7 protein-coding genes are annotated in these 6,826 nt (G+C 69.0%); 6 read left to right on the top strand and 1 reads right to left on the bottom strand.

Translation table 11 applies throughout. The features are described from left to right. The coding region (locus ACYVE9_RS11755) for a hypothetical protein (protein ID WP_461027736.1) at positions 1-455 on the top strand (455 nt) is incomplete at its 5' end. 29 nt (positions 456-484) lie between these two features. Here ACYVE9_RS11755 and ACYVE9_RS11750 read toward each other — a convergent pair. Then, on the bottom strand, positions 485-784 hold the full coding sequence (locus tag ACYVE9_RS11750; protein WP_461027735.1) for a ferredoxin: 300 nt from the start codon (positions 782-784) through the stop codon (positions 485-487). Between the two features lie 241 nt (positions 785-1,025). Between ACYVE9_RS11750 and arc the strand changes: the two genes are divergently transcribed. The 5 genes from arc to prcA form a co-directional block, all read left to right on the top strand. Further along, on the top strand, positions 1,026-2,792 hold the full coding sequence (gene arc, locus ACYVE9_RS11745; protein WP_461027734.1) for a proteasome ATPase: 1,767 nt from the start codon (positions 1,026-1,028) through the stop codon (positions 2,790-2,792). A gap of 222 nt (positions 2,793-3,014) precedes the next feature. Further along, positions 3,015-4,526 (top strand): depupylase/deamidase Dop, encoded by a 1,512-nt coding sequence (dop, locus tag ACYVE9_RS11740; protein ID WP_461027733.1) that lies wholly within the window; start codon positions 3,015-3,017, stop codon positions 4,524-4,526. Between the two features lie 121 nt (positions 4,527-4,647). Further along, positions 4,648-4,866 (top strand): ubiquitin-like protein Pup, encoded by a 219-nt coding sequence (locus tag ACYVE9_RS11735; protein WP_461027732.1) that lies wholly within the window; start codon positions 4,648-4,650, stop codon positions 4,864-4,866. A 350-nt stretch (positions 4,867-5,216) separates the two neighbouring features. After that, the gene (gene prcB / locus ACYVE9_RS11730; protein ID WP_461027731.1) at positions 5,217-6,062 is read left to right on the top strand and encodes a proteasome subunit beta; all 846 of its coding nucleotides are present in this window, start codon (positions 5,217-5,219) and stop codon (positions 6,060-6,062) included. 24 nt (positions 6,063-6,086) lie between these two features. Beyond that, a partial coding sequence (gene prcA / locus ACYVE9_RS11725; RefSeq protein WP_461027730.1) for a proteasome subunit alpha occupies positions 6,087-6,826 on the top strand: 740 nt, incomplete at its 3' end.

Genomic DNA, 6,826 nt, shown 5'->3' with positions numbered 1-6,826 from the left:
CGGACGACGGCCGCACGCTCGCGGACACGTCCGCCGGCGCGGACTCCCCGGGCGACGGCCCCGATCCGGAGCGCGCGGACTACCCCCTGGACTGCGGCCCCTGGGAGGCGGCCGTGGTCAGTCGGCACGATGCCGACTTCGACCGGGACGGCCGCGACGAGACGGTGGCCGTCGTCCGGTGCGCGAGCGGCACCGGGAGCGCGCCCAGCGGCGTGTACGTCCTGGCCGCCCGGCGGGACGGCTCACCGCGCATAGTGGAGACGCTCGTCGACCCCGGTGAGCAGATGTCGGTGTCGGACTTCCGGGTGCGCGCGGGCCGTATCTCGGCGAAGCTGCACGGTTACTCCTCGGACACGGTGCCGCGCTGCTGCCCCGACCAGGAGCGGGACGTCAGCTGGCGGTGGCAGCGCGGACAGTTCGCGCTCCGTGCCGCTCCGCTCACCGCCGGCGTCTGACCGCCTCGCGGACCGTCGGCGGCCCGCTGTCAGGCGCCGTCCGGACCGTAGACCTCGACGCTGTCCGAAACCCGACGCACGTGGATGCACTCGCCGGGGCACTCCTTGGCGGAGTCGACCACGTCGTTGAGTAGCGGCAGCGGGACCGGGGCCGTCGCGCCCGCCGCCGTTCGCAGCTCGTCGTCCGCGCCCTTGACGTAGGCCAGGCCGTCGATGTCCAGCTCGAAGACCTCGGGCGCGTACTGGGCGCAGATGCCGTCACCGGTGCAGAGGTCCTGGTCGATCCAGACCTCGAGTTCGCCGGTTCCTGCCTCGTCCTGCACGGTCATGTCGCCTGCCGTTCCTGCCTGCGGGTGCTCATGGAAGCCAACGGGAAAGGGTGTTGACCCTCCCGACGATACAACCGGCGGCTTCCGGAGCGCGTCGGGTGGGTATCTCCCTGACGTGAGGGAGTGCGCAAGGGTGAAGATCGGACACACCCCGACAGTCTTTGTGATCTAGGGGTTTCAACCCGTGCGGGCCCAGGTAGGGTCAGGAAGCGTCCAGCTCCCCCTGGAGGAGGTGAGGACCGTGGCAGCCCACGACGACGACATGAACCGCGGCATCCGGCCCGGTCGGGGTTCCGATGACCCGGCTGGCCAGGTTGCTTTTCTCGAGCAGGAGATCGCCGTCCTGCGCCGCAAGCTCGCTGACTCTCCGCGCCACACTCGAGTTCTCGAGGAGCGGATCGTCGAGTTGCAGACCAATCTGGCGGGCGTCTCCGCACAGAACGAGCGGCTGGCCAACACCCTGCGTGAGGCCCGCGACCAGATTGTCGCACTCAAGGAGGAGGTCGACCGGCTCGCACAGCCGCCGGCCGGCTTCGGCGTCTTCCTGCAGGCCAACGAGGACGGCACCGCCGACATCTTCACCGGGGGCCGCAAGCTCCGGGTGAACGTCAGCCCCAGCGTCGAGCTCGAGGAGCTCAGGCGCGGCCAGGAGCTGATGCTCAACGAAGCGCTCAACGTGGTCGAGGCCATGGAGTTCGAGCGCGCCGGCGACATCGTCACCCTCAAGGAGGTCCTGGAGGACGGCGAACGCGCGCTGGTGCTCGGCCACACCGACGAGGAGCGGGTGGTCCGGCTCGCCGAACCGCTGCTCAACACCACGCTGCGGGCCGGCGACGCGCTGCTGCTGGAGTCCCGCTCCGGGTACGTCTACGAGGTCGTGCCCAAGAGCGAGGTCGAGGAGCTGGTCCTCGAAGAGGTCCCGGACATCGACTACGCCAAGATCGGCGGCCTCGGCGGGCAGATCGAGCTCATCCGCGACGCCGTCGAGCTCCCCTACCTGCACCCCGACCTTTTCAAGGAGCACGAGCTGCGCCCGCCCAAGGGCGTGCTCCTCTACGGCCCGCCCGGCTGCGGAAAGACGCTCATCGCCAAGGCCGTCGCCAACTCGCTGGCGAAGAAGGTCGCGGAGGTGACCGGTCAGCCGGCCGGCAAGAGCTTCTTCCTCAACATCAAGGGCCCCGAGCTGCTCAACAAGTACGTCGGTGAGACGGAGCGGCACATCCGCCTCGTCTTCCAGCGGGCCAGGGAGAAGGCGAGCGAGGGCACCCCCGTCATCGTCTTCTTCGACGAGATGGACTCGCTGTTCCGCACCCGCGGCTCCGGTGTCAGCTCGGACGTGGAGAACACCATCGTCCCCCAGCTGCTGTCGGAGATCGACGGTGTGGAGGGCCTGGAGAACGTCATCGTCATCGGCGCCTCCAACCGCGAGGACATGATCGACCCGGCGATCCTGCGGCCGGGCCGGCTGGATGTGAAGATCAAGATCGAGCGTCCGGACGCCGAGGCGGCGAAGGACATCTTCTCCAAGTACCTCACTCCCAACCTGCCCATCCACAGCGAGGACCTCACCGAGAACAACGGCAACCGCCAGGCCGCCGTCGCTGGAATGATCCAGTCCGTCGTGGAGCAGATGTACGCCGAATCCGAGGAGAACCGCTTCCTCGAGGTGACGTACGCCAACGGCGACAAGGAAGTCCTGTACTTCAAGGACTTCAACTCCGGCGCGATGATCCAGAACATCGTCGACCGGGCCAAGAAAATGGCGATCAAGGCGTTTCTCGACCACAACCAGAAGGGTCTGCGCGTCTCCCATCTGCTCGCCGCGTGTGTGGACGAGTTCAAGGAGAACGAGGACCTGCCGAACACCACCAACCCGGACGACTGGGCCCGGATCTCCGGCAAGAAGGGCGAACGGATCGTGTTCATCCGCACGCTCGTCACCGGAAAGCAGGGCGCCGACACCGGTCGTTCCATCGACACGGTGGCGAACACCGGTCAGTACCTGTAGGAGAAAACCGTCCGGCTGCGGCTGCCCGACCGGGCAGCCGCGGCCGGACCGTTTCGACAAAGGTCCGGTGCATTCTCCCCACCGCGGCATCCGCCCGCCTAGGCTCGCGAGTACGACGCCGACAGGCGCAGTGCGGTTGCCGCGAGGCCGCATACGGGGCGAAGGCGCAGTGGGACTTCAGCGGTGGGCCAGCACGGGCCACCGCCGGGCAAGGAGGGCCGCATGACCGTACGGCGAGTAATGGGCATCGAGACCGAGTACGGGATCTCCGTTCCCGGGCACCCCAACGCCAATGCCATGCTCACCTCGTCCCAGGTGGTCAACGCCTACGCGGCAGCGATGCACCGGGCCCGCCGCGCCCGGTGGGACTTCGAGGAGGAGAACCCGCTCCGGGACGCCCGCGGCTTCGACCTCGCACGCGAGTCGGCCGACTCCAGCCAGCTCACCGACGAGGACATCGGCCTGGCCAACGTCATCCTCACCAACGGCGCGCGCCTCTACGTGGACCACGCACACCCCGAGTACAGCTCCCCGGAGGTCACCAACCCGCTCGACGCGGTGCTGTGGGACAAGGCGGGGGAGCGGGTCATGGCGGAGGCCGCCCGGCGGGCCGCCGAGGTGCCCGGCGCCCAGCCGATCCACCTGTACAAGAACAACACCGACAACAAGGGCGCCTCCTACGGTACGCACGAGAACTACCTGATGAAGCGGGAGACGCCGTTCTCGGACATCGTCCGGCACCTGACGCCCTTCTTCGTCTCCCGCCAGGTGGTCTGCGGGGCCGGCCGGGTCGGCATCGGCCAGGACGGCGGCGAGCACGGCTTCCAGATCAGCCAGCGCGCCGACTACTTCGAGGTCGAGGTCGGCCTGGAGACGACACTCAAACGGCCCATCATCAACACCCGCGACGAGCCGCACGCCGACGCGGAACGCTACCGCCGGCTGCACGTCATCATCGGTGACGCCAACCTGTCGGAGCTGTCCACCTACCTCAAGCTGGGCACCACCTCGCTGGTGCTGGCCATGATCGAGGACGGGTTCATCGCGGTCGACCTCGCGGTCGACCAGCCGGTCCGCACCCTCCACGAGGTCAGCCATGACCCGGACCTCAGGCAGTTGGTCACGCTGCGCAACGGCCGCACCCTGACCGCCGTGCAGCTCCAGATGGAGTACTACGAGCTGGCCCGCAAGTACGTCGAGGAGCGGTGGGGAGCGGACGCCGACGAGCAGACGGTGGACGTCCTGACCCGCTGGGAGGACGTCCTGGTCCGGCTGGAGCGGGACCCGACGAGTCTCGCGGGGGAGCTGGACTGGGTCGCCAAGCGGGAGCTGATGGAGGGCTACCGGCGGCGGGACGGCCTCGGCTGGGACGCCGCCAGGTTGCAGCTGATCGACCTCCAGTACGCGGACGTGCGCCCCGACAAGGGCCTCTACAACCGGTTGGCGTCCCGCGGCCGCATCACCCGCCTGCTGGACGAGGCGGACGTCGAGCGGGCCCGCAGCAAGCCGCCGGAGGACACCCGGGCCTACTTCCGGGGCCGCTGCCTGGAGCAGTACGCCGACGACGTGGCGGCGGCGTCCTGGGACTCGGTGATCTTCGACCTGCCCGGCCGGGACTCGTTGCAGCGGGTGCCCACCCTGGAGCCGCTGCGGGGGACCCGCGCCCATGTGGAGGACCTGCTCGACCGCTGCCGTACCGCGGACGAGCTGGTCCGGGTGCTGTCCGGGAACTGAAACCGCCCCGACCCGGGAATCACGGGGGTGGTCCCCGGGCGTTGTAGCAAAACAGGGTCCGATGTCAGTCCCTGCTTGTAGGGTCTGATCATGAACGACTAATCCGAGCGGGGTGAGCTATATGGCAACCAAGGACACCGGCGGCGGACAGCAGAAGGCGACGCGCTCCACCGAGGAGACCGAGCAGCAGACCGAGGACGCGCAGTCCACGGAGGACCTCAAGGAGCGCCAGGAAGCACTGACGGACGACGTCGATTCGGTGCTCGACGAAATCGACGATGTGCTCGAGGAGAACGCCGAGGACTTCGTGCGGTCGTTCGTGCAAAAGGGCGGCGAATAACGGGCTGCCGCCCGCCGTGTCACGCGGCGCGTGCGGATTCGCCGTCCTGTACGGGACGGCCGGGTGCGATTCCCGCACCCGGCCGTCCCGCTGCGTCAGGTGACCGTTCCGGCCCGGCCCGCCGTCCCCTCGACCTGTTCGCCCCTCCTGCCCGTGCGTGCCGGGGCGCCGCCCCGACACGCCGTCCGCGGGTGCCGGGCCAGCTGCTCGGGCAAAGCATGTGGATCACGATCACCGGGCGGGTAGGGTCCCGACGTAACCCCGCTTCGGCAGCCGCGCGGGCACCGAAGCACCCGAAAGCACCGGTCGCACGTCACGGGGCGTACGGCCGCATACGTGGAAGGAAACGCGTGGAAGCCAACACTCGTGGCATCGGGCGTCTGCCGGCTGCCTTCCTGACGCCCGGATCGTCGTCGTTCATGGACTTCCTGTCCGATCACGCTCCCGAGCAGCTGCCGGGCAACCGGCCCCTGCCGCCCGTGCAGGGCGCCGTGGAGGCGCCGCACGGCACGACCATCGTCGGTGTGACGTTCCGCGGCGGGGTGATCCTGGCCGGGGACCGCCGGGCCACCATGGGCAACATGATCGCCCAGCGCGACATCGAGAAGGTCTTCCCGGCCGACGAGTACTCCGCGGTGGGCATCGCCGGCACCGCCGGGCTCGCGGTGGAGATGGTGAAGCTCTTCCAGCTCGAACTTGAGCACTTCGAGAAGGTCGAGGGCGCCCAGCTGTCCCTCGAGGGCAAGGCCAACCGGCTCTCCACGATGATCCGGAGCAACCTCGGCATGGCGATGCAGGGGCTCGCCGTGGTGCCGCTCTTCGCCGGCTTCGACACCGTGCGCGACCGGGGCCGGATCTTCTCCTACGACGTCACCGGGGGCCGCTCCGAGGAGCTGAGCTTCGCGGCGGTGGGTTCGGGCTCGGTCTTCGCCCGCGGCTCCCTGAAGAAGCTGCACCACCCCGACCTCACGGAGGAGCAGGCGGCCACCGTGGTGGTCCAGGCCCTCTTCGACGCCGCCGACGACGACTCCGCCACCGGCGGGTCCGACATGGCCCGGCGTATCTACCCGGTGGTCGCGGCCATCACCGAGGACGGTTACCGCCGCCTCGACGAGTCGGAGGTCGCCGAGATCGCACGCGCGGTGCACGAAGGCCGAATGCAGCTGCCCAACGGGCCCCAGGCCCCGGTTCTCTAAGCACAGGAAGGGACGGGAAAGCCGGTGTCCACGCCGTTCTATGTCTCACCCCAGCAGGCCATGGCCGACCGCGCGGAGTACGCCCGCAAGGGCATCGCGCGCGGACGCAGCGTTGTCGTGCTGCAGTACACCGAAGGCATCGTGTTCGTCGCGGAGAACCCCTCCAGGGCGCTGCACAAGGTCAGCGAGATCTACGACCGCATCGCGTTCGCCGCGGTCGGCAAGTACAACGAGTTCGAGAACCTGCGCATCGGCGGCGTCCGTTACGCGGACCTGCGCGGTTACACCTACGACCGCGACGACGTCACGGCCCGCGGCCTGGCCAACGTCTACGCCCAGACGCTCGGCACGATCTTCTCCAGCGTCGGTGAGAAGCCCTACGAGGTGGAGCTGATCGTCGCCGAGGTGGGCGACGCGCCCGAGGACGACCAGATCTACCGGCTGCCGCACGACGGTTCCATCGTCGACGAGCACGGCTCCGTCGCGGTCGGCGGCAACTCCGACCAGATCGGCACCTATCTCGAGGAGCGGCACCGCGACGACATGTCGCTGGCCGAGGTGCTGCAACTGGCCATGGCGGCCCTGGTCCGTGACAACAACGGCGGGGAACGCACTCTCACCGCCGACCAGTTGGAAGTGGCGGTGCTCGACCGCGGCCGTCCGCAGCAGCGCAAGTTCAAGCGGGTGCTGGGCCGTCAGCTCTCCCAGCTGCTGGAGAAGTCGCCGGCGGCCGGCGCGGAGGCCTCCGCGGTCAGCGACGACGG

Source organism: Streptomyces sparsus, from assembly GCF_054776295.1.
The sequence above is the reverse complement of the archived record's forward strand: the minus strand, read 5'-3'. Positions and strand labels throughout refer to the sequence as shown.

Coding starts and splice junctions, on each gene's coding strand:
- ACYVE9_RS11750 (WP_461027735.1), bottom strand. CDS start 784: ATGACCGTGCAGGACGAGGCAGGAACCGGCGAACTCGAGGTCTGGATC.
- dop (WP_461027733.1), top strand. CDS start 3,015: ATGACCGTACGGCGAGTAATGGGCATCGAGACCGAGTACGGGATCTCC.
- ACYVE9_RS11735 (WP_461027732.1), top strand. CDS start 4,648: ATGGCAACCAAGGACACCGGCGGCGGACAGCAGAAGGCGACGCGCTCC.